At 34.7% G+C, this 17,473-nt stretch carries 34 protein-coding genes and 1 tRNA gene; 28 read left to right on the top strand and 7 right to left on the bottom strand.

The annotated features are described in order from the left end of the window. Together DWQ18_04280 and DWQ18_04275 are read left to right on the top strand one after the other, a co-directional pair. Complete coding sequence (locus DWQ18_04280; GenBank protein ID RDJ34125.1) at positions 1 to 357, top strand: hypothetical protein; 357 nt, start codon at positions 1 to 3, stop codon at positions 355 to 357. Positions 358 to 539: 182 nt separating this feature from the next. Continuing rightward, entirely contained in the window at positions 540 to 923 is a 384-nt protein-coding gene (locus DWQ18_04275; protein ID RDJ34124.1) for a hypothetical protein, read from the top strand. Here the strand turns inward: DWQ18_04275 and DWQ18_04270 are convergent. Then, positions 920 to 1,336 carry a DUF371 domain-containing protein gene (locus DWQ18_04270; GenBank protein RDJ34123.1) on the bottom strand — a complete coding sequence of 139 codons (417 nt, stop codon included), beginning with the start codon at positions 1,334 to 1,336 and terminating at the stop codon, positions 920 to 922. The two genes, DWQ18_04275 and DWQ18_04270, sit on opposite strands and share 4 nt — an antisense overlap. A 53-nt stretch (positions 1,337 to 1,389) precedes the next feature. Here DWQ18_04270 and DWQ18_04265 point away from each other — a divergent pair, with 53 nt between their 5' ends. The 26 genes from DWQ18_04265 (at position 1,390) to DWQ18_04140 (ending at position 14,072) form a co-directional block, all read left to right on the top strand. Then, complete coding sequence (locus DWQ18_04265) at positions 1,390 to 2,127, top strand: proteasome subunit alpha (protein RDJ34122.1); 738 nt, start codon at positions 1,390 to 1,392, stop codon at positions 2,125 to 2,127. A gap of 33 nt (positions 2,128 to 2,160) precedes the next feature. Continuing rightward, entirely contained in the window at positions 2,161 to 2,961 is an 801-nt protein-coding gene (locus tag DWQ18_04260; GenBank protein RDJ34121.1) for a hypothetical protein, read from the top strand. A 248-nt stretch (positions 2,962 to 3,209) separates the two neighbouring features. Further along, positions 3,210 to 4,202 carry a 50S ribosomal protein L3 gene (locus DWQ18_04255; GenBank protein ID RDJ34120.1) on the top strand — a complete coding sequence of 331 codons (993 nt, stop codon included), beginning with the start codon at positions 3,210 to 3,212 and terminating at the stop codon, positions 4,200 to 4,202. Then, positions 4,202 to 5,014 (top strand): 50S ribosomal protein L4, encoded by an 813-nt coding sequence (locus DWQ18_04250; GenBank protein ID RDJ34119.1) that lies wholly within the window; start codon positions 4,202 to 4,204, stop codon positions 5,012 to 5,014. The genes DWQ18_04255 and DWQ18_04250 overlap by 1 nt, the downstream gene beginning before the upstream one ends. After that, complete coding sequence (rplW, locus tag DWQ18_04245; protein RDJ34118.1) at positions 5,011 to 5,277, top strand: 50S ribosomal protein L23; 267 nt, start codon at positions 5,011 to 5,013, stop codon at positions 5,275 to 5,277. The genes DWQ18_04250 and rplW overlap by 4 nt, the downstream gene beginning before the upstream one ends. A gap of 41 nt (positions 5,278 to 5,318) precedes the next feature. Then, complete coding sequence (locus DWQ18_04240) at positions 5,319 to 5,714, top strand: 30S ribosomal protein S19 (GenBank protein RDJ34117.1); 396 nt, start codon at positions 5,319 to 5,321, stop codon at positions 5,712 to 5,714. 5 nt (positions 5,715 to 5,719) lie between these two features. Further along, complete coding sequence (locus DWQ18_04235) at positions 5,720 to 6,178, top strand: 50S ribosomal protein L22 (GenBank protein ID RDJ34116.1); 459 nt, start codon at positions 5,720 to 5,722, stop codon at positions 6,176 to 6,178. A gap of 2 nt (positions 6,179 to 6,180) precedes the next feature. Further along, positions 6,181 to 6,933, top strand: a complete 753-nt coding sequence (locus DWQ18_04230; protein ID RDJ34115.1) for a 30S ribosomal protein S3 — start codon at positions 6,181 to 6,183, stop codon at positions 6,931 to 6,933. Next, a complete protein-coding gene (rpmC, locus tag DWQ18_04225; protein ID RDJ34114.1) occupies positions 6,933 to 7,136 on the top strand; it encodes a 50S ribosomal protein L29 in 204 nt (67 codons plus the stop codon). The genes DWQ18_04230 and rpmC overlap by 1 nt, the downstream gene beginning before the upstream one ends. Continuing rightward, positions 7,133 to 7,399, top strand: a complete 267-nt coding sequence (locus DWQ18_04220; protein RDJ34113.1) for a ribonuclease P protein subunit — start codon at positions 7,133 to 7,135, stop codon at positions 7,397 to 7,399. Before rpmC ends, DWQ18_04220 begins: the two co-directional genes overlap by 4 nt. Beyond that, positions 7,396 to 7,725: a 30S ribosomal protein S17 gene (locus DWQ18_04215; GenBank protein RDJ34352.1), complete on the top strand. Its 330-nt coding sequence runs from the start codon at positions 7,396 to 7,398 to the stop codon at positions 7,723 to 7,725. Before DWQ18_04220 ends, DWQ18_04215 begins: the two co-directional genes overlap by 4 nt. Beyond that, positions 7,725 to 8,159, top strand: coding sequence for a 50S ribosomal protein L14 (locus tag DWQ18_04210; protein RDJ34112.1), 435 nt, complete (start codon positions 7,725 to 7,727; stop codon positions 8,157 to 8,159). The genes DWQ18_04215 and DWQ18_04210 overlap by 1 nt, the downstream gene beginning before the upstream one ends. A gap of 1 nt (position 8,160) precedes the next feature. Next, the gene (locus tag DWQ18_04205; GenBank protein ID RDJ34111.1) at positions 8,161 to 8,667 is read left to right on the top strand and encodes a 50S ribosomal protein L24; all 507 of its coding nucleotides are present in this window, start codon (positions 8,161 to 8,163) and stop codon (positions 8,665 to 8,667) included. Between the two features lie 2 nt (positions 8,668 to 8,669). Next, entirely contained in the window at positions 8,670 to 9,386 is a 717-nt protein-coding gene (locus DWQ18_04200; GenBank protein RDJ34110.1) for a 30S ribosomal protein S4e, read from the top strand. Between the two features lie 6 nt (positions 9,387 to 9,392). After that, the gene (locus tag DWQ18_04195) at positions 9,393 to 9,911 is read left to right on the top strand and encodes a 50S ribosomal protein L5 (GenBank protein ID RDJ34109.1); all 519 of its coding nucleotides are present in this window, start codon (positions 9,393 to 9,395) and stop codon (positions 9,909 to 9,911) included. Next, entirely contained in the window at positions 9,908 to 10,087 is a 180-nt protein-coding gene (locus DWQ18_04190) for a 30S ribosomal protein S14 (protein ID RDJ34108.1), read from the top strand. Before DWQ18_04195 ends, DWQ18_04190 begins: the two co-directional genes overlap by 4 nt. A 4-nt stretch (positions 10,088 to 10,091) precedes the next feature. Further along, a complete protein-coding gene (locus DWQ18_04185) occupies positions 10,092 to 10,484 on the top strand; it encodes a 30S ribosomal protein S8 (protein RDJ34107.1) in 393 nt (130 codons plus the stop codon). Further along, positions 10,474 to 11,031 carry a 50S ribosomal protein L6 gene (locus DWQ18_04180; protein RDJ34106.1) on the top strand — a complete coding sequence of 186 codons (558 nt, stop codon included), beginning with the start codon at positions 10,474 to 10,476 and terminating at the stop codon, positions 11,029 to 11,031. The genes DWQ18_04185 and DWQ18_04180 overlap by 11 nt, the downstream gene beginning before the upstream one ends. Positions 11,032 to 11,039: 8 nt before the next feature. After that, positions 11,040 to 11,327 (top strand): hypothetical protein, encoded by a 288-nt coding sequence (locus tag DWQ18_04175; GenBank protein RDJ34105.1) that lies wholly within the window; start codon positions 11,040 to 11,042, stop codon positions 11,325 to 11,327. A 70-nt stretch (positions 11,328 to 11,397) separates the two neighbouring features. Continuing rightward, positions 11,398 to 11,471 (top strand) — tRNA-Asn (locus tag DWQ18_04170). Between the two features lie 162 nt (positions 11,472 to 11,633). Further along, positions 11,634 to 11,891: a hypothetical protein gene (locus tag DWQ18_04165; GenBank protein ID RDJ34104.1), complete on the top strand. Its 258-nt coding sequence runs from the start codon at positions 11,634 to 11,636 to the stop codon at positions 11,889 to 11,891. Positions 11,892 to 11,914: 23 nt separating this feature from the next. Continuing rightward, the gene (locus tag DWQ18_04160; GenBank protein RDJ34103.1) at positions 11,915 to 12,145 is read left to right on the top strand and encodes a hypothetical protein; all 231 of its coding nucleotides are present in this window, start codon (positions 11,915 to 11,917) and stop codon (positions 12,143 to 12,145) included. Positions 12,146 to 12,247: 102 nt separating this feature from the next. Beyond that, complete coding sequence (locus DWQ18_04155; protein RDJ34102.1) at positions 12,248 to 12,688, top strand: DUF2299 domain-containing protein; 441 nt, start codon at positions 12,248 to 12,250, stop codon at positions 12,686 to 12,688. A 3-nt stretch (positions 12,689 to 12,691) separates the two neighbouring features. After that, positions 12,692 to 12,901, top strand: a complete 210-nt coding sequence (locus DWQ18_04150) for a hypothetical protein (protein ID RDJ34101.1) — start codon at positions 12,692 to 12,694, stop codon at positions 12,899 to 12,901. A gap of 210 nt (positions 12,902 to 13,111) precedes the next feature. Continuing rightward, a complete protein-coding gene (locus DWQ18_04145) occupies positions 13,112 to 13,690 on the top strand; it encodes a DUF4352 domain-containing protein (protein RDJ34100.1) in 579 nt (192 codons plus the stop codon). Positions 13,691 to 13,802: 112 nt separating this feature from the next. Further along, the gene (locus DWQ18_04140; protein RDJ34099.1) at positions 13,803 to 14,072 is read left to right on the top strand and encodes a histone; all 270 of its coding nucleotides are present in this window, start codon (positions 13,803 to 13,805) and stop codon (positions 14,070 to 14,072) included. A 230-nt stretch (positions 14,073 to 14,302) separates the two neighbouring features. Here the strand turns inward: DWQ18_04140 and DWQ18_04135 are convergent, their stop codons facing one another. The 6 genes from DWQ18_04135 to DWQ18_04110 all read right to left on the bottom strand — a co-directional run bounded on the left by DWQ18_04135 (position 14,303) and on the right by DWQ18_04110 (position 17,453). Beyond that, positions 14,303 to 14,710: a PPOX class F420-dependent oxidoreductase gene (locus DWQ18_04135; GenBank protein ID RDJ34098.1), complete on the bottom strand. Its 408-nt coding sequence runs from the start codon at positions 14,708 to 14,710 to the stop codon at positions 14,303 to 14,305. 1 nt (position 14,711) lies between these two features. Next, complete coding sequence (locus DWQ18_04130; GenBank protein ID RDJ34097.1) at positions 14,712 to 15,023, bottom strand: hypothetical protein; 312 nt, start codon at positions 15,021 to 15,023, stop codon at positions 14,712 to 14,714. A 42-nt stretch (positions 15,024 to 15,065) separates the two neighbouring features. Continuing rightward, positions 15,066 to 15,596, bottom strand: coding sequence for an ArsR family transcriptional regulator (locus DWQ18_04125; protein RDJ34096.1), 531 nt, complete (start codon positions 15,594 to 15,596; stop codon positions 15,066 to 15,068). Positions 15,597 to 15,883: 287 nt separating this feature from the next. Further along, a complete protein-coding gene (gene purC, locus DWQ18_04120; protein RDJ34095.1) occupies positions 15,884 to 16,708 on the bottom strand; it encodes a phosphoribosylaminoimidazolesuccinocarboxamide synthase in 825 nt (274 codons plus the stop codon). Between the two features lie 41 nt (positions 16,709 to 16,749). After that, a complete protein-coding gene (locus DWQ18_04115; protein ID RDJ34094.1) occupies positions 16,750 to 17,136 on the bottom strand; it encodes a hypothetical protein in 387 nt (128 codons plus the stop codon). Positions 17,137 to 17,171: 35 nt separating this feature from the next. Then, complete coding sequence (locus DWQ18_04110) at positions 17,172 to 17,453, bottom strand: DUF427 domain-containing protein (GenBank protein ID RDJ34093.1); 282 nt, start codon at positions 17,451 to 17,453, stop codon at positions 17,172 to 17,174. Between the last annotated feature and the right edge of the window lie 20 nt (positions 17,454 to 17,473).

Raw genomic sequence — 17,473 nt, 5'->3', positions numbered from 1 at the left:
TTGGTTTTTACAACATGTGATGATTTTTCTACCAAATCTAATTCAAAAATAAATCAACAATTGAATATGTCTAAGTTGGAATTTTTGCATATTGTATTATACATCCCGTACCCAAAAATTATAGCAGCAAATATCGCCAGAGGCAATACAACCAATAATTTTGACTTTAATCCCATAGTCAAAAGTACATTTTACATTATAAAATTCAATTTAATTGAGAAAAGATCCACCAAATCCCCCATAAACGAGAATGTTGGGCATTGGGGTCACGGGAGATTTGATAGACTAGATTTAACTGCAAATTTTGTTATTACGCTAATGATGTGTGATTTTTCAAACTATTTAGTCATCTTTTAGTTCTCAAAAGGCAGGTGTGTGCGTGATGAACATACTAAGAATTAGATAATATTTTGAGTACCAATAATTAGCGAGAGAAGCTGTCGTCGTATAACAATCGTTTTCGACCTTAAGTTTCAAACGCTATTTACTTTTCAACAATACTAAACTTTATGTGATTTGTAATTTCAGAATAAATTATCATGACTAATTCCGAGCATGAAAGGCTTGTAAAAGGATTGATTGACTATTATGACTCACATGGTTACAAAATTATCTCTGCAGATTATGGAAATTTTCAAAAATGTGAAAAAATTGGTTCTCATGAACCAGATGTAATAGCATATCATATGGACAATGACACATACAACATTGGAGAAGCAAAAATTTGTGAAGAGCTAGATTCAGAGAAAACTAGAGAACAATTTGAAGACTTTGCAAATGCAGTAATAAATAAAATCGGAGTTGAACGAGAATTCATTCCATTTTGCATTGCAGTTCCAAAAGATTGTATAAAAAAATTGGAATTAAAGATTGAGGAATGTGGATTATCCCTTAATGGAAACATTCAACCTTTAGGCTTTTAATCCACTTCAATTGAAAAAATACCTTTACATTTAGGATCTTGTAATAATTTTATCATTTCTCTTGGAATAGAATCAGATGCTTTATCGCAGTCTACAGCAAGAGTTCTAGGACATACAAATTCACTTTTTCTAATTACAATGTCGTGGGTATGCGTAAGAGATAATTCAGAATGTCCTCTCCCATTGATGACAAAGGCATAATCACCTACAGATATAGTAAATTTTATTATCGTTTTAGAATCTCGTAGTTTTTTTCTTAATTCTTCTGGAATTTCACTACATGCACTTGTAGCATTTACACCTATAATACAATCACCACTAGGAGTAAGTGTAGAATCTTTTGTTATCTCAATAGTTCTTTGATGGAGAGATCTAATATTTTGATGACCTGAGAATTCTATATCATATTTCACGGTCACAGTATGAGGCTAGACTTAATAATAACGTACAAATCAAAAAAATCGAAATGCTACCAGCACAGCAAGGTTACGACAGGGCAATCACAGTATTTTCACCTGACGGTAGATTATATCAAGTAGAATATGCTATTGAAACAGTTCGTCGCGGAACCATAGCTGTGGGTGTAAAAAGCAAAGAAGGGATTGTCATTGCAGTAGAAGAAAAACCACGAAAACTGCAAATATCAGAAAATGCACAAAAAATCTTTCAGATAGATGAACATGTAGGAGTAGCCGCAGCAGGATACATTCCAGATGCCAGAAGTCAAGTAGACAATGCCAGATTCTTCTCACAAAGTAACAAGTTAATTTATGATGAACCAGTTGATGTAGAGACAATCGCAAAACATCTTGCAGATCAATGTCAACAATTTACCCAATATGCAGGAGTAAGACCATTCGGAGTAGCATTAATTCTTGGTGGCGTAGACAGTGAAGGACAAAGTCAATTGTATCTTACTGACCCAAGTGGAACATACATTTCATATGATGCAGTGGCAATTGGTTCAAACTCAGATCAAGTAACAGACTTTTTGGAAAAAACTTTCAAACCAGAGATATCATTAGATGAAGCTTCCGCATTAGCAACAGCTGGAATTTACTTGGCAAGTGATGACAAAGAAGGTACAGATCACATACGTATGGCACACATTAAAACAGCAACGAAGCAATTTGAAATTGTATCAGCTCAACAAATAGCTACTTATGCAAAAACAGCTAAAGAAAAGTATCCTGCAAACTCATAAATTTCATAAAATCAAAATGTTGTGAGTTAACAAGTGAATCTTTCAATTGCAATACCTGATTCATGTGTCTCTGATGAAACTACACTTTTAGACAAATCAAGAAAGATCTCATTAATTGCAAGGGCTTGCGCAATTTTTGGTGTCAATTACATTTACATCTACCAGGATAACGGCTCAAAACAAGACAAAACAACTCTCGTTACCATTTTAAAATATCTTGAAACGCCACCATTTCTCAGAAAAAGATTATTTCCAAAAGTAAACGAGTTAAAATATGCAGGAGTTCTTCATCCATTAAAGATACCTAGCCATGTAACTCCTGCCAATCCGAAAATAATTAAATCAGGAGATATTCGGGAGGGGGTAATAGTTCCCTTTAAAGGAAAAAGATTTGTAGATATAGGAATTAACGAATTGATTCCATACTTTGGAAAAAACGATATCGGAAAGCGTGCGACTGTTCAATTCAAAACAGGTTATCCAAACTTTTCAATTAAAGAGATTACAAAAGAAGAAGTAAAACAATATTGGGGATATATGATAAAAGAAAGAAGTAATCTTCATGAGTTGATCAGAACTTGGAATGGAAAGACAATTCTTACTTCAAGAAAAGGTAAAACTATCACACCACAACAGGTTCAGGAGTACAAAAAAGAAAAAGACCCAATTTTGATAGTTTTCGGAGCAATTGACCGTGGAGTTTACGAATTACTAGGAAATAAGATCAATTCGTTGCAAAATTCCAAAGTCTATAATTTTTTCCCAAGTCAAGCAACAGAGACCGTACGTATCGAAGAAGCCCTTCTTGGTACGTTATCAATAATTAACCTGTAAATACATTTAAAATTAAAATCCCATAAAGGAGCTCATGCCTGAAAAAAAGAATTTTTTTCTTTTAGCAATTATAGTAGGTATAGCTGGTGTCATCATTGGAGGATACTCAATAATTTCTATGACAAGCAATTTGTTATCACCATAATCAATCATCATGATCAGCTTGTGATTAATATTGAACATCCCAAAATTCATGGGATCTTGACTTGTAGGTATATAATGGGGTTAACGACATTTTCGCTTTATCCATGGGACATAGAAAGAACAGTCAACCACGTAGAGGAAGTCTGGCATATTTACCTAGAGGTCGTGCCAAAAGCTTTGAAGCCAGAATTAGGACTTGGCCAGATGTAAATTCAGAAGAGCCAAAATTGCTTGCCCATGTAGGATTCAAGGCAGGATGCATTCAAGTCGTAAGTATTGACGATAGAGAAAAAACTCCAAACCATGGAAAACAGCTTGTTAGTTTAGGCACTGTTTTAGTTACACCACCAATTACAGTTCTTGGTATTAGAGGATACTCAAATAGTACAACAGGATTACATGCAGAATTTGATGTTTATTCAGAAGACATTCCAAAGGACATTGCAAAACATATCTCATTAAAAAACAAAGAGGGAGCTTTAGAAAAAGCAGAAAAAATGCTTGGTAGAATTAAAGAAATTTTTGCACTTGTTGCAGTATCTCCTAACGTTATAGGTATTGAACAAAAAAAGCCATACATCTTTGAAGCAGCAATCAAAGGTGGAGACATTCAAAAGCAGTTTAACTATGTAAAAGAATTACTTGGAAAAGAAGTAAAGATTGATCAAGTTTTTGAGTTAGGTGGAAGTGTTGATGTTGCAGCCATTACAAAAGGTAAAGGGTGGCAAGGCGTTATCCAAAGATATGGTGCAAAAAAGAAGCAACATAAATCAAGAAAAACTGTTAGAGAATTGGGTTCATTGGGACCAATATCACCACAAAACGTCATGTATACAGTTCCTCGTGCAGGTCAAATGGGATTACATCAAAGAGTAGAATATGATAAACGAATTCTAATCATGAACAACACTGATGATAAAAAACTTGAGATAAATCCCGAAGGAGGATACAAACATTTTGGATTAGTAAAAGGAGATTACATTGTTCTAAAAGGCTCAGTGCCAGGAACATACAAGAGAATGGTCAAACTAAGATCACAAGTACGTAATGTTCCACCAAAGATTACAAAACCAAACATTTTGGAGATTGTCGTATAATGAAAGTCAAAGCATTATCAATTACTGGTTCAGCAGATGGAGACGTAGAACTTCCACAAGTTTTTGAAACACCAATCAGAAAAGATTTGATTCACAAAGCATATGTGAATTTAGATACTCATCACTACCAACCAAAAGGAACTCATCCTACAGCAGGCATGGATGTAGTAGCTCGTTCAAATGATCCACCAACAGGACATGGTAGTGCAAGAATTGCAAGAATGAGAGGAGGAGGCGGTGGAAGACAAGGAGAAGCAGGCGGAGTCGCATCAGTAAGAGGAGGAAGGCAAGCACATCCACCAAATGTTGAAAGAGTCATTTACAAAAAAGTAAACAGAAAAGAAAACAAGTTAGCTTTATGCTCTGCAATTGCAGCTACCGCATCAAAAGAATTGATTCAAAAAAGAGGACATAAGATAGAAGGCATAGAATCATTTCCAATGGTAGTATCAAATGAGATTGAAAATATTTCTAAAACCAAAGATTTACTCAAAGTATTAGACAGTTTAAAACTGACACAAGATGTAGAAAGATTATCAAAAAGAAAATCACGTACTGGCAAATCTGCATTAAGAGGTCGTGGTAAAAAGATTGGAAAAAGCATACTGTTTGTAACAAAATCTGCAGATAAAATTGCACAAGCTTGTGGAAGTATTCCCGGAGTAGAAGTAAGAACAGCAAATCAACTCAGCGTATTAGATTTAGCTCCAGGCTCTGATCCAATTAGATTAACAGTCTATTCAAAAAACGCTATTGAAGAAATTTCAAAGATAAAATCTACACATATGGAGATCATGGTGAAAGTTAAATGAATTTAGAGCAAGCAACAAAGATTGTATTGAGACCATACATTACTGAAAAAACATTTGCAATGGTAGAAAATGAAAGTAAAATTTGTTTTATTGTTGAAAAATCAGCATCAAAACCAGAGATAATTGAAGCTGTTTCTACATTATACAATGAAAAAGCAGTCAAAGTAAACACAGCAAGAACAAACATAGGCAAAAAGGCATTTGTTCAGTTTTCAGATACCGAAAAAGCACGTGACTTGGCTACAAAGATAGGAATGCTATAATATGGTCGCAAAATTTCAAGTTTCACTAAAGGTGTGTATGCATGGTTAAGAAATTCGAGTATAGAGGAATGCCCTTAACGGAATTAGAAGGGCTCTCATTGGAAAATCTATTCAAATTGTTTAATTCACGTCAGAGAAGATCCCTTACAAGAGGCATTACCGACGGTAAGAGAAAATTGATTGAAGAAATCAAAGCTGCCAAAGCAGGAAAATCAAAAAATGCCATTAAAACCCACGTTAGAGATTTGATTGTTTTACCATACATGGTTGGAGTTACTGTAAATGTTTTTTCAGGTAAAGAGTTTAGACCAGTCACCATCATTCCAGAGATGATAGGACATTATCTTGGAGAGTATGTCATTACAAATAAGCGAGTTACTCATGGTGCACCAGGTGTAGGAGCATCACGTTCAAGTTTGTATGTGCCACTAAAGTGATTATTATGGGAAGATTCGATTACGCATTTCAAAATTATGACACAACGAAACATGTTCGTGCTTCACTACGTGAAAAACAAATTTCACATAAACATGCACGTGAAGTATCAAAACAAATCAAAGGAATGACAATCGAAAAAGCAAGAGATTATCTGACAAGTGTAATAAACAAAGAGCGAGCAGTTCCATTTAGAAGATACAAAACAAACGTAGGTCACCGTTCAGATCCGGGAGTCATGGCAGGAAGATACCCACAGAAAACAGCTCTTGAATTTATCAAGATGTTAGACAACTTAGAATCAAACGCAGAATACAAAGGAATGGATTTGGATAGACTAAAGATTGTTAATGCGACTTCCCATAAAGGAATACTAATCAAAAGATTTACCCCACGTGCAATGGGAAGAGCAACTCCAAAGAATAACGTATTAACACATGTAGAGCTGGTGGCTCAGGAAGTATAGAAATGTCTGCAGTAAAAAATGTGATTAAAGACAACTACAACATGATGCTTCTAAAAGATTACCTAAGAGAGCAGATTAAGGAGGCTGGATTTTCACATGCAGAAATTTCAAAGACACCAACAGGTACACGAGTTTCTTTACATGTTACAAGACCAGGAATAGTAATTGGTAGAAAAGGAGTCGGCATTAGAGAACTTACAGAAAAATTAGCTTCAGATTTTGAATTAAAGAATCCACAAATCTCTGTAGTAGAAATTGACAAACCAGAGTTATCACCAAGTGTGATGTGCAACAGAATGGCAGCTCACCTAGAACGCGGAACTGCATTTAGAAGAGCCACAATGTGGACATTACAGCAGATAATGAATAATGGGGCAATGGGAGTTCAAATTACAATTTCAGGTAAACTAAGAGGAGACCGTTCAGCATTTGAAAAACACACTGCTGGAATATTACCACGTGCAGGTCATCATGCAGATGTCATAGTTGCAGAAGATATTGCACATGTAAAAACAGCCATGGGATTGATAGGAATCAGAATAAGAATTGCTAGAAAAGAGAAATTTGTGCCAGAATTTGAATTAAAGACATCCAAAGCAAAGAAGCACCAAGTTAAAGATGAGTTAACTGGAAAGATGAGAGACGAGACAGCTGCCGAAAAGAAGGCCAGAACAGAATCAGAACAGATTGCAATGGAAGAAGAGAAGATCAAAGAGATGGAATTGTTAGATGATGAGGAGGAGAATCTCAAGTAATGGCCAGAATTAAAATGAAGACAGTTAGAGAACTAAATGAAAAAGATCTTAAAGATAGACTTCAACAATCACGCTCTGAGTTGTTAAAACTATACACCGATGCATCCAAAGGAACATTACGTAAAGAGAGTGGAAAATTAAAACCACTTAGAAGAGACATTGCAAGAATTCTTACACGACTAAATGAGATGAAGAAACAATGAGTAGACAGGAATTATTAGCAGTATCAGAAATGATTGGACTACACGCTAAAATTGTAGAATCAACCAATGAAGAAATCATAACCAAGAATGGAATCATTATCGATGAGACAAAATCAATGTTCACATTAAAGACAGAAACAGGAGAAAAGAAATTTCCTAAAGAAAATTCCAAATGGGAATTTGATTTTAAAAATGAAAAAATCATACTTGATGGAAATCAAATTGCAAAAAAACCACAGGATCGATGGAGGATAAAGATTTGACTAGAAATATAGGATTACCAGTTAAGACACCTGAAAAAGAACCAGAAGCATGGGATAAGAAAAACCCATTTAATGGAACATTGGCAATTCGTGGAAAATTATTTGAAGGAACCGTTGTAAAAGCAAATGCAAAAAACACAGTCGTAATTGAAAAAGAATCACCAATTTACTTCAGTAAATTCAAAAGATATGCACGAGGTAAAAGCAGCATACATGCACATGTGCCCTCAAACTTGGATGTAAAACAAGGAGATAGAGTACTAGCAGCAGAATGCAGACCACTGTCAAAGTCAGTAGCATTTGTTGTTGTGGAGGTTAAAGAGTAATGTCGCAGGGTAGAAGTAGAGGTAAAGCAAAAGGAGTAGCCGAATTTAGACCATATGTTACACGAGCATTGCCAGTTGGTGCTCAAATTATCTGTGCAGACAATAGCGGAGCTAAAATTTTAGAGATAGTCATGGTACAAAAAACTAAAACTCGTGTTTCAAGATTACCTGCTGCAGCAGTTGGAGATTTTGTTAATGTAGTAGTAAAGAAAGGACCTGCAGAACTCAGAAAACAAATCTATGGAGCAGTAATTATCAGACAAAAGTATCCAATTAGAAGACTAAACGGAGTAAGAGTAGCCTTTGAAGATAATGCAGCAGCATTAATGACACCGGAAGGAGAAATGAAAGGAACTGACATTAAAGGACCAGTAGCAGCCGAAGCATCTGAAAAATGGCCAAGACTAGCTAATTTGGCATCAATGGTGGTATAAAATGAAACCAACTAAAATGAGAAATAATCAGATTTATCGTGCATCATTAACTACGAGAAGTAATCAATTAGGATCAACATTATCAAAAGAATTAAGAAAAAAATATGGAAAACGTAGTGTCAGAATAATTGAAGGAGATGCAGTCAAAGTAATTCGTGGAGAATACAAAGATGTAGATGGTAAAGTTGCAAGTGTTTCAGTTGAACAAAACAGTGTTGCAATTGAAGGAATTAAAAAAGAGAAAGGACAAGGAGACAAATTTGATGTTTTAATCCACACATCAAATCTTATGATCACATCATTAAACACATCAGATAGTTGGAGAATGTCTAAACTAGAAGGTAAAAAACCACAAAATGTGAAAAAAGAAATGCCAAAGGAAGTTAAGGAAGAAGCAAAAAAACCAGAACCAAAGAAAGAAGCACCAAAAGAAAAGAAAACAGACATTGAAAAGAAACCAACAAAGAAAGAATCAAAACCAGCTAAAAAAAAGGAGAAAAGTGAATAATCATGGTAAGCATAGCAGGCAGTAAAAAACTAAAACGACAAATGGCTCCTCTTTTCTGGGGAATTACAAGAAAAGACAAGAGATTTGTAGTAACTGTAAAACCTGGTCCACACTCTAAAGAAGAATCTATTCCATCAGCTGTATTTTTGAGAGACACATTAAAGATGACTTCTAGTTTAAGAGAATCAAAATCTGCAATTTACGGAGGAAAAGTTACAGTAGACGGAGTTAAAAGAAAATCACTTCATCATGGAATTGGCTTAATGGACGTAGTAGAATTAGAAAATGTTTCAGATATTTATCGCCTAGTACCAATAGATGGTACAGTACTCAAGCCTATCAAGATAAACGAATCAGAAAAGACAAAAAAACTATGCAGAGTAGTTAGTAAAACCACCATTAAAGGTGGAAAGACCCAATTAGGATTCCATGACGGACGTTCTATGATTTCAGATGAAAAAGTAAATGTTGGAGATACTTGTTTGATGCAAATTCCAGAACAAAAAATACTTGAGGTAATTAAATTAGAAAAAGGATGTCAGGCAATTGTTACAAGAGGTGCAAACACAGGTCAGACTGGAACTATAGAAGAGATTAAAGAGGGAACTTTTATTCTTCCAAAAATGGCATCAATGAAACTTGGCAAAAGACAAATCGAAATTCCAACAGATATTATCATGGCAGTAGGGAAAGACAAACCAGTCTTACAAATTCGGTGATAAAATATGTCTCAAACTGAAAACATAATGAAGAAAATTTCACTTGATAAAGTGGTATTAAACATGGGCGTAGGTAAGTCAGGAGATGCAATTGACGTTGCAAAGAAAGCACTTGATCAAATCTCCGGTAAGAAATCATGTGCAAGAGATGCAAAAGAAACACAAAGAGATTTTGGAGTTAGAAAAGGGGAACCAATAGGTGTTGCAGTTACAGTTAGAGGTAAAGATGCAGAAGAATTACTAAAAAGACTATTACAAGCAAAAGGAAATCAAATCAAAGGAAGATCCTTTGATGACTTTGGGAATTTTTCTTTTGGAATTCTAGAACACATAGATATTCCTGGAATCAAATATGATCCAAATATTGGAATTTTAGGATTAGATGTTGCAGTAAATCTCACAAGACCAGGTTATAATATTAGAAAAAGAAGTAAGCATAAAGCAAGTGTTGGAAAGACACATAGAATATCCGAGGATGAGGCAAAAGAGTTTATGGAAAATCAATTTGGAGCTGTTATAGTATAATGAAAGATAGATCATATGAACACACGGGAAGAAAAAAACATGAATTTGGAAGAGGTTCCAAGTGGTGTAAAAGATGTGGAGATTATACAGCTGTGATTCAAAAATATGATCTTATGATATGCAGACGATGTTTTAGAGAAGTTGCAAATTCTCTGGGATTTAAGAAACTTAGGTGATATTATGCCAGCAACTAATATTCTCGCAAACTTGTTTGTCACAATATACAATACTGAAGCTAGAAGGAAGAATGAATGTCTAGTGTATCCAACATCAAAATTAGGAATTAATGTACTAAAAGTGCTACAAAAAGACGGATACATTGGAGAGTTTGAGCATATTGATGATAAAAGAGGAGGCAAGTTCAAAATTTCACTATTAGCGAAGATTACAAAATGTGGTGCAATTTCACCAAGATTCAAAGTCAAAAAAGACGAATATGCAGCATGGGAACAACAATATCTCCCATCATATGATAGAGGAATGCTATTGGTAACTACAAATCAAGGAGTTATGTCACATCATGAAGCTGCAAGTAAAGATTTAGGAGGATTTTTGATAGGATATGTCTACTAAACAATTAGAAAAATTTGCAACAAGTGTTAAAGTTCCTGAAGGAGTAAAAGTATCTCTAGATAAACATATGTTACTTGTACAAGGACCTTTGGGTAAAACATACAAAAACTTCAAAAAAATTCCTGTCGATATCAAAGTAGAGGGAAATAACGTTTCCTTAAAAGCACTCGATACAAGAAAAAAAGACTATGCAATTCTAAACACATCTCGTTCAATTATCAAAAGACTTTGCGAAGGAGTGGTTTCTGGATATACAATCAAGATGAAAGTTGTGTTTGCACACTTTCCAATCACAGTTAAAACAAAAGATGATAAAGTTTTGATTGAAAACTTTCAAGGTGAAAGATCTGCAAGAGTTTGTCAAATCATAGGCAAAACAAAAGTAAATCCAAAAGGTGAAGACGTAATCATCACCGGACATGTACTAACAGAAGTAACCCAAACAGCTGCAAATATTGAACAAGCAACAAAAGTAAAAGGAAAAGATCACAGAGTATTTCTTGATGGTATCTATATCTTTGAGAAAACTTCTGGCATCGAAAAGTAAAATTTTTCATGACTCTAGATTCTGAGTTTGAAAAACAGACCAATTTTCTAATAGAGCAAACATTAGAACTTTACAAAAACGCAGGAGCTTCACCAAGAATTAGTCAAATATGGGATGTTGAAAGGACAGGAGATTTTTTGTGTGGTTTTTTTGTAGGGGAGATGGTCGGTTCTGCATTAAGTGCATTTCAGATTTTTCATAAACGTGAACCATCAAAAGAAGAGCACATGGAGATTGTAGATCTTGTTGAAAAACATGCCAAAGAAATCAAGGAATTCTTTGCAAAATTCAACTAATTTCGTCTCTTAGTGTCTAAAAATGAAGTTCGTAAGGATTAAATCGCTTTTATCAAGGAACAAATCTATTGCCGCCCTAGCTCAGCGTGGTAGAGCATCCGACTGTTAATCGGATGGTCGACAGTTCAAGTCTGTCGGGCGGCGCCTAATATTTCTAAACTCGAATTTAGAAACAATGCTAATTCATAGTATGAGATAATTTTTCAGATGAGTAATAGTGATCGAACAACACCAATTTGTTTACTCAATTAGACTGTATGGATCTAATAATTGATCGCACATAAGGAATAATGCAGGAGATTTACATTGGCCAGAACTAGAAGGGCCAACAGATATTGTGTTGATTGTGGAGCAAGACTAGTCTATTACCCACGATTATCCAATCCAAAGGCACCAAATGAACACAGGGTTTTGGTTTATGCGTGTCCAGACTGTACCCAAGATTTCGAAAAGCCAAAGATGTTTTCAATCAGACGAAATCAAGTAGATGACCCATTAGAGACAGTGGAGATTGAGATTACACAAGAACAAAAAAAGGTTGCAATAAAGCCAAAAAGTTCATAGACGTCCAAAATTTTGTAATGATAATGTATCCGGAAAAGCCAAGAAGTAATTGGTGGTACATGTTACCAATTTTTCTAGGCCTAATTGGTGGAGTAATTGCTTACTTTGTAATTAGAAAAGATGATCCAAGAAAAGCAAAAAATTGTTTATTCATAGGAATAGGATTTGCAATCATAGGAATCATTCTCAACATCTTGTTTGCATTTGAACTCAGTCAGCTTGAAGAAGGTTTTGACTTTGGCATTAATGTGTAATCATGCTAAATTAAGAATATTTCTAAACTCGAATTTAGAAATATTGAAAATTATCATTTAGAATACATCTTCAATAATATGTAGGATTAACAAAAGAGAGGCATGCAGATAAGAAATAATGTTGAAAGATGGTTGATTCATGAGAGCTATTCCTTCAATGAGACAAAGAGTGAGGACGATATTTTCAAAATGACAATAAAACATGTCGGGGGTTTTGGCAATCCAGTTGAAATTTTTGAGCCAAAGTCACAACCAAATGTACTGGTCATTGGCTCAAAAGTTGCACTAAAAAACAATCAGAATGCCAGATTTCTAAAACTAAACGATGATGAAAAGAAAAATTTTGAAAAAAAAGTAGAGGATTACTGCTATTCCTTGCAGGCAGTACACAGATTCATTGATGAAGACGGAAAGAAGAAGATAGGAGTTTACGTTGTTTTAGACAAAGAAGAGCAGCTCAACCAGAACTCATTCTTTGATGCATTGCAAAGAGTAGTTGAAATGAGTGAAAAAATGACACAATTTTTAATGAAGACTTTTTAGAAAATGGATAACTTATCAGTTCTTCGTGGACCTTATATTCAAAAATCAATACAGGAATTCATGAAAGCAAAAAGAATCAATTCAAAAGAAAAAACTATGGTGATTTCTGTTGGGCAGATCACAAAGGCAAGTATGGGGCTAGTAAGTAGAGTCCTAAAAACTGCAGATAATGTAAAACGCTCAAAAATTACCATAAAATTAGAAAAAGAGTAGATTTCTAGAATATCGTATTCTAAAAATCAACCAAAATTTTGTAATTTTCAAATTTTTTCATTTTACGCCTAGATGTTAAACCCCCTGGATATTTCCATCGATTTGTGACTGGGGTCATTTTTTCAAAATATGCCATTTTTGTGGGGGGTTTAACCATCCTTCCCAAATACAGCAAGCAACCCTAAAACCACCTAGATTACCCAGTAAAAGATGTCCAACTATTTTATCCTAGGAATAAAAGTTAAACCCCCCTATTTTGATGCAAAATTACCATCTATATACAAGAAATTCAACGATTCTTTTATGGCAAGAGTTGGCTTGGTAATATTTTTTGTTGCAATTTTGGCATCAGTAGGCATAGCAATCTATGTTTTTACCATGTTTAACACCAACTTTGTCTACGCAAATGAGGGGGAAAAGGTCCAGATTGGGCCAATTGTTTATGTTGTCCAGTATGAAGGGCAGTTTGAAGGAGATAAAGAAACCAAACCTGAGCATAGTTTCTTTAAAATTCGAATAAATGCACAAAATCTTGGGAACGAACCAAGTAAGATTACAGGAGGACAGTTCTACATCATTGATGAAAATAACCAAAAAACACAACCAGTTTATGGTAAATTTTCAAAAGAAGATTTGCTAACGTATGAATTGCAACCTCAAGAAACACAGACCTGGACTACGCAATTTGATGTTCCTTTTGACGATACAAAACAATACAAAATAGGAATTAGAGCAACAAAAGACCAAAACTCGATGGATATTGGAATTATTTGTATGCTAAATTGTTAAAAATTTACAATAATTTCTGATCGGCAATAAAAAAAATGTCAAAAAAATACATTAGTTGAGCAAATTAAAGTGACTTGTACTACATAAGGCGTAAGAAATTCCGAAATTATTAATGGCAACATCAAAAGCCAAAAGAAGTGCAGCTGCAAAGAAAGCAGCTCGCACCAGAAAGCGCAATGCAAAACTAAAAGCAGAAGCTGCAAAGAAAGCAGCAGCTAAGAGAAGACGCAGTGCAGCTGCAAAGAAAGCAGCAGCTAAGAGAAAGCGCACTGCACGAAGGGCCGCTCCAAAGAGACGAACAGCTAGAAGAGCAGCTCCAAAGAGACGCACCGCAGCAAGAAAGGGCGGAGCTAAACGTCGTACAGCAAAGAGACGACGATAAAAGCTTACACCCTTTATTCCCTTTTTTAGAAAAATAATTTGTAAATCACAACGACAGTTATTATTCCCCCAAGTACCAAGTAAAAAAACCAAGGAATCTTTTTTGGCTTTCCTGAGGAAAATACACTATCAGAATCATTTAAGGGTCGCATGATTCTATTTGGTATCGTTAAGATTTACAGTTGTTGATATAGAATATTTCTAAATTCGAGTTTAGAAACATAATTAATTTTACTCTTGATTCATTTTTAATTCTGGCAAAACAAAAACACGTTCAGGTTTAATTTTAAGAATAATTCTCTTCTCACCTGGGCGTTTGAAAGGATAATGTTCCATGTTTAGATATTTTTTTGTAAGTTTATCTGCATGATTGTAATCATAATCAGGAATTATTTTTACAACAGTACCACGAATTGTAGTCATATCAAGAGGATTAGAATTTGACACAACAGAAATTGCAACTCGAGGATCACGAAGAACATTTTTGTGCTTTATTCTTCCCTCTGCAGTATTAACTAGAATGTGTTCATTCTCATAATTTGCCCATACAGGAGAAAGTTGAGGAGCACCATCTTTCATCAATGTTGCAATGTAGACTAAGTTTTTGTCATTGAGTAATGAAATTGCTTTTGAATTCATTTTAGTTTGCACGCCAAATCGTATCTAACAATTCAATTTTTTCAATAATTTCTAATGCCTTTTGATTATCACGTTCTTGTAATGCCACAGAGAAATCATAGCCCAATTTGATAGCTTCTGGGGAAAGATCCTTGATCGATTCTAGTTCTTTTCCTTCAAGTTTTATTCGTTCACCTATTGCACACATCTTCCAGTTATCAGACATTTCTTGATGCGTCTGTTCTAGTTGTTCTTGTATGCGCATTCTCCACTCTGAGAGCTCCATCTTTTGGAGAATATTCTCTGTTTTTTGCGTATAGAATACCCTGACCATAGTAGGATATTCTTCCAGCTTTTTTTAGGTCTTTCCAACCTGCTAGTTTTTCTTTGTCTTCTTGGTTTGACCAAAGGTATTTTCCATAACCTTAGTCATAGCACGGTTCATTATCTCCAGTAGCACATACTGAGAGTATGCAGGATCTAATTTTTGCTTCTTAGTTTTCGGAGCGGCCTTTGGGGCTAGGGTTTTGAATATGTCTTCTAATTTTTTGGAGGTGTTCTTGATCACAGAAGAATATTTGGCGTCAAAATCTTCGGGGGCATTATACCCAAGCAGTTTCGTTGATGTTCCATAGTATTTGGTTATTGCTCCTCTACTTTCTTGAATTTTAACAATCTCAATCAATCCAGCTTCTTTTAGAATGTCCAAATGATGCCGAATAGTAGTCAAGGCCTTTTTGTACCCAGATTTTTTTAGCTCGTTTGTAATCTGTTCTGCCGAATATGATTTTCGGTACAAAATTTCCAGGACTTTTGCTCGTGCAGGGTCTTCTATTGCACGTGCCTGATCAACACTTGTTGTGACAATTCTATTGATTTCGATTTGTTTCTCTAGCAGAGTTGACATCCTACTGACTTGTTTACAAGTTAGCTAAAAGTTAATCATATCACATTTTTTTGTCTAATAGCATCAATTTTTTTTCGTTATTAAAAGTGTAATAGCATAATGAATAATTTCGTAATCAAAACAAAGTTTATCCTAGCACTACTAATAATTTGATAGTAGAACAATAATTATCGTAACAAAACAAAAAAAGTTAAAAAAATTAAAAAATTTGATGCAATGCCAGCAATATCTGGGCCAATATGCCAAATAGGGCAAGAGAGGCAAATCCAGAAAATATGAAATTCGAGTTATAGAGCGTGGCCAGTAAGGCGCTGATATGCAGTCACATATCTTTGTGTCATTCTTTGAATGATATCAGAAGGAATTGATGGTGGAGTAGGTTCAATTCCTTGTTCCCGTTGAGTGTCAAATTGTTTTTGATATCCATTTGCAGTCAACCAATCACGTAGTAATTGTTTGTCATATGCCTCTTGGATTTTCCCAACCTTATAATCATCCTTTAACCATAATCGGTATTCATCAGGACCAATAGAATCACCTAAAGTTATTTCCCCATCTAATTTTCCAAATTCCAGTTTAAGATCAGCTAAAATGAAACCGGCATCATCAGCAATTTTAGACATCTTTTTGTAAATTTCAATTGAATTTGAAGAAAGCCAATCATATTCGTCATTACTTACAAGATTCATCTCAATGGCAGATTGTTTTGTTATTGGAATGTCATGCTCAGACTTTGTAGTAGGATCAAAAATTGGTTCGGTAAGTTTTGCTGCAAGTTCTGTTTGAGTGTTTTTAGGTAAAGTTACGGTGCCGGATTTCCAGCGATTCACTAAACTTCCATAAAAATAACCACGCACAACACATTCAATTGGCAACATTTTCATTTTTTTTACAATTATTTCAGTATCAGAGCTGCGTTTAACAAAATGATTCTTTACAGATAGTTTTTCAAACCAAAATTCTGCAAACTTGCAAAGTACTTCTCCTTTCTTTGGAATCTCTTCTTTGAATTTTACATCATATGCAGAAACCCTATTACTAAATTTGAATAAAATTTCAGTCTCAGTAAACTCGTAGATGTCTTTTACTTTTCCCGAAGTAAGAAATTTCAAGCAATTAAAATTGAAAATAAGGAGATTTAACTGCTCCCAAACTAGGAACCCATCATTCCTACCATCTTTGGTGGTGTTCTATACGCCTTATTTACAAAAATATCATTGTCAGCAGTTACGATAACATACTTCATTTCATTATCAGGAGGAGGAGAAACAATGACCTTCTTTCCTGCATTCAGAGATCCTAACTCCAACACATCACCACCGCCAAAATTTACTTTGATATTTGTGAGTGTCTTGTGTCCAGTGTTTTGTATTGTAACTCGACCCATAACAAACAGATTTTGTTCATCAAGCAATGGATCTACATAGATGTCATAATCTTGAGTGGCAATAGCGATTTTTGAAATATCCATGGTAATTACAATGGCAATTATACCAATTGAACCAATGCCGACAGCTAGCAATAGCTTGTATCGATCCACATTTACAAAATGCCTATCTAATAATTAAAAATTCATCAAGAAATTACTTGAACGCCGTTCCAAAATGCAATTCTGCCTTTAATTTTTTTAGCAGCATCATTAGGTTCTGCATAGTACCATGCACAGTCTTTGTTGGTTTTTCCATTAATTGTTACAGAATAGTAGTTTGCCATTCCTTTCCACCCACATCTTGTAGTCATGTCACTTTGAATGAAATACTCCTTCTTGATAGATTCTGCAGGAAAGTAGTGATTTCCTTCAACTACTACAGTATCATCGCTTTCTGCTATGACAGTATCATTCCAGATTGCTTTCATAATATAGATAAAAAATATTC

The sequence above is a fragment of the Thermoproteota archaeon genome (assembly GCA_003352285.1).
Classification (GTDB): Archaea; Thermoproteota; Nitrososphaeria; order Nitrososphaerales; family Nitrosopumilaceae; genus PXYB01.
The sequence above is the reverse complement of the archived record's forward strand: the minus strand, read 5'-3'. Positions and strand labels throughout refer to the sequence as shown.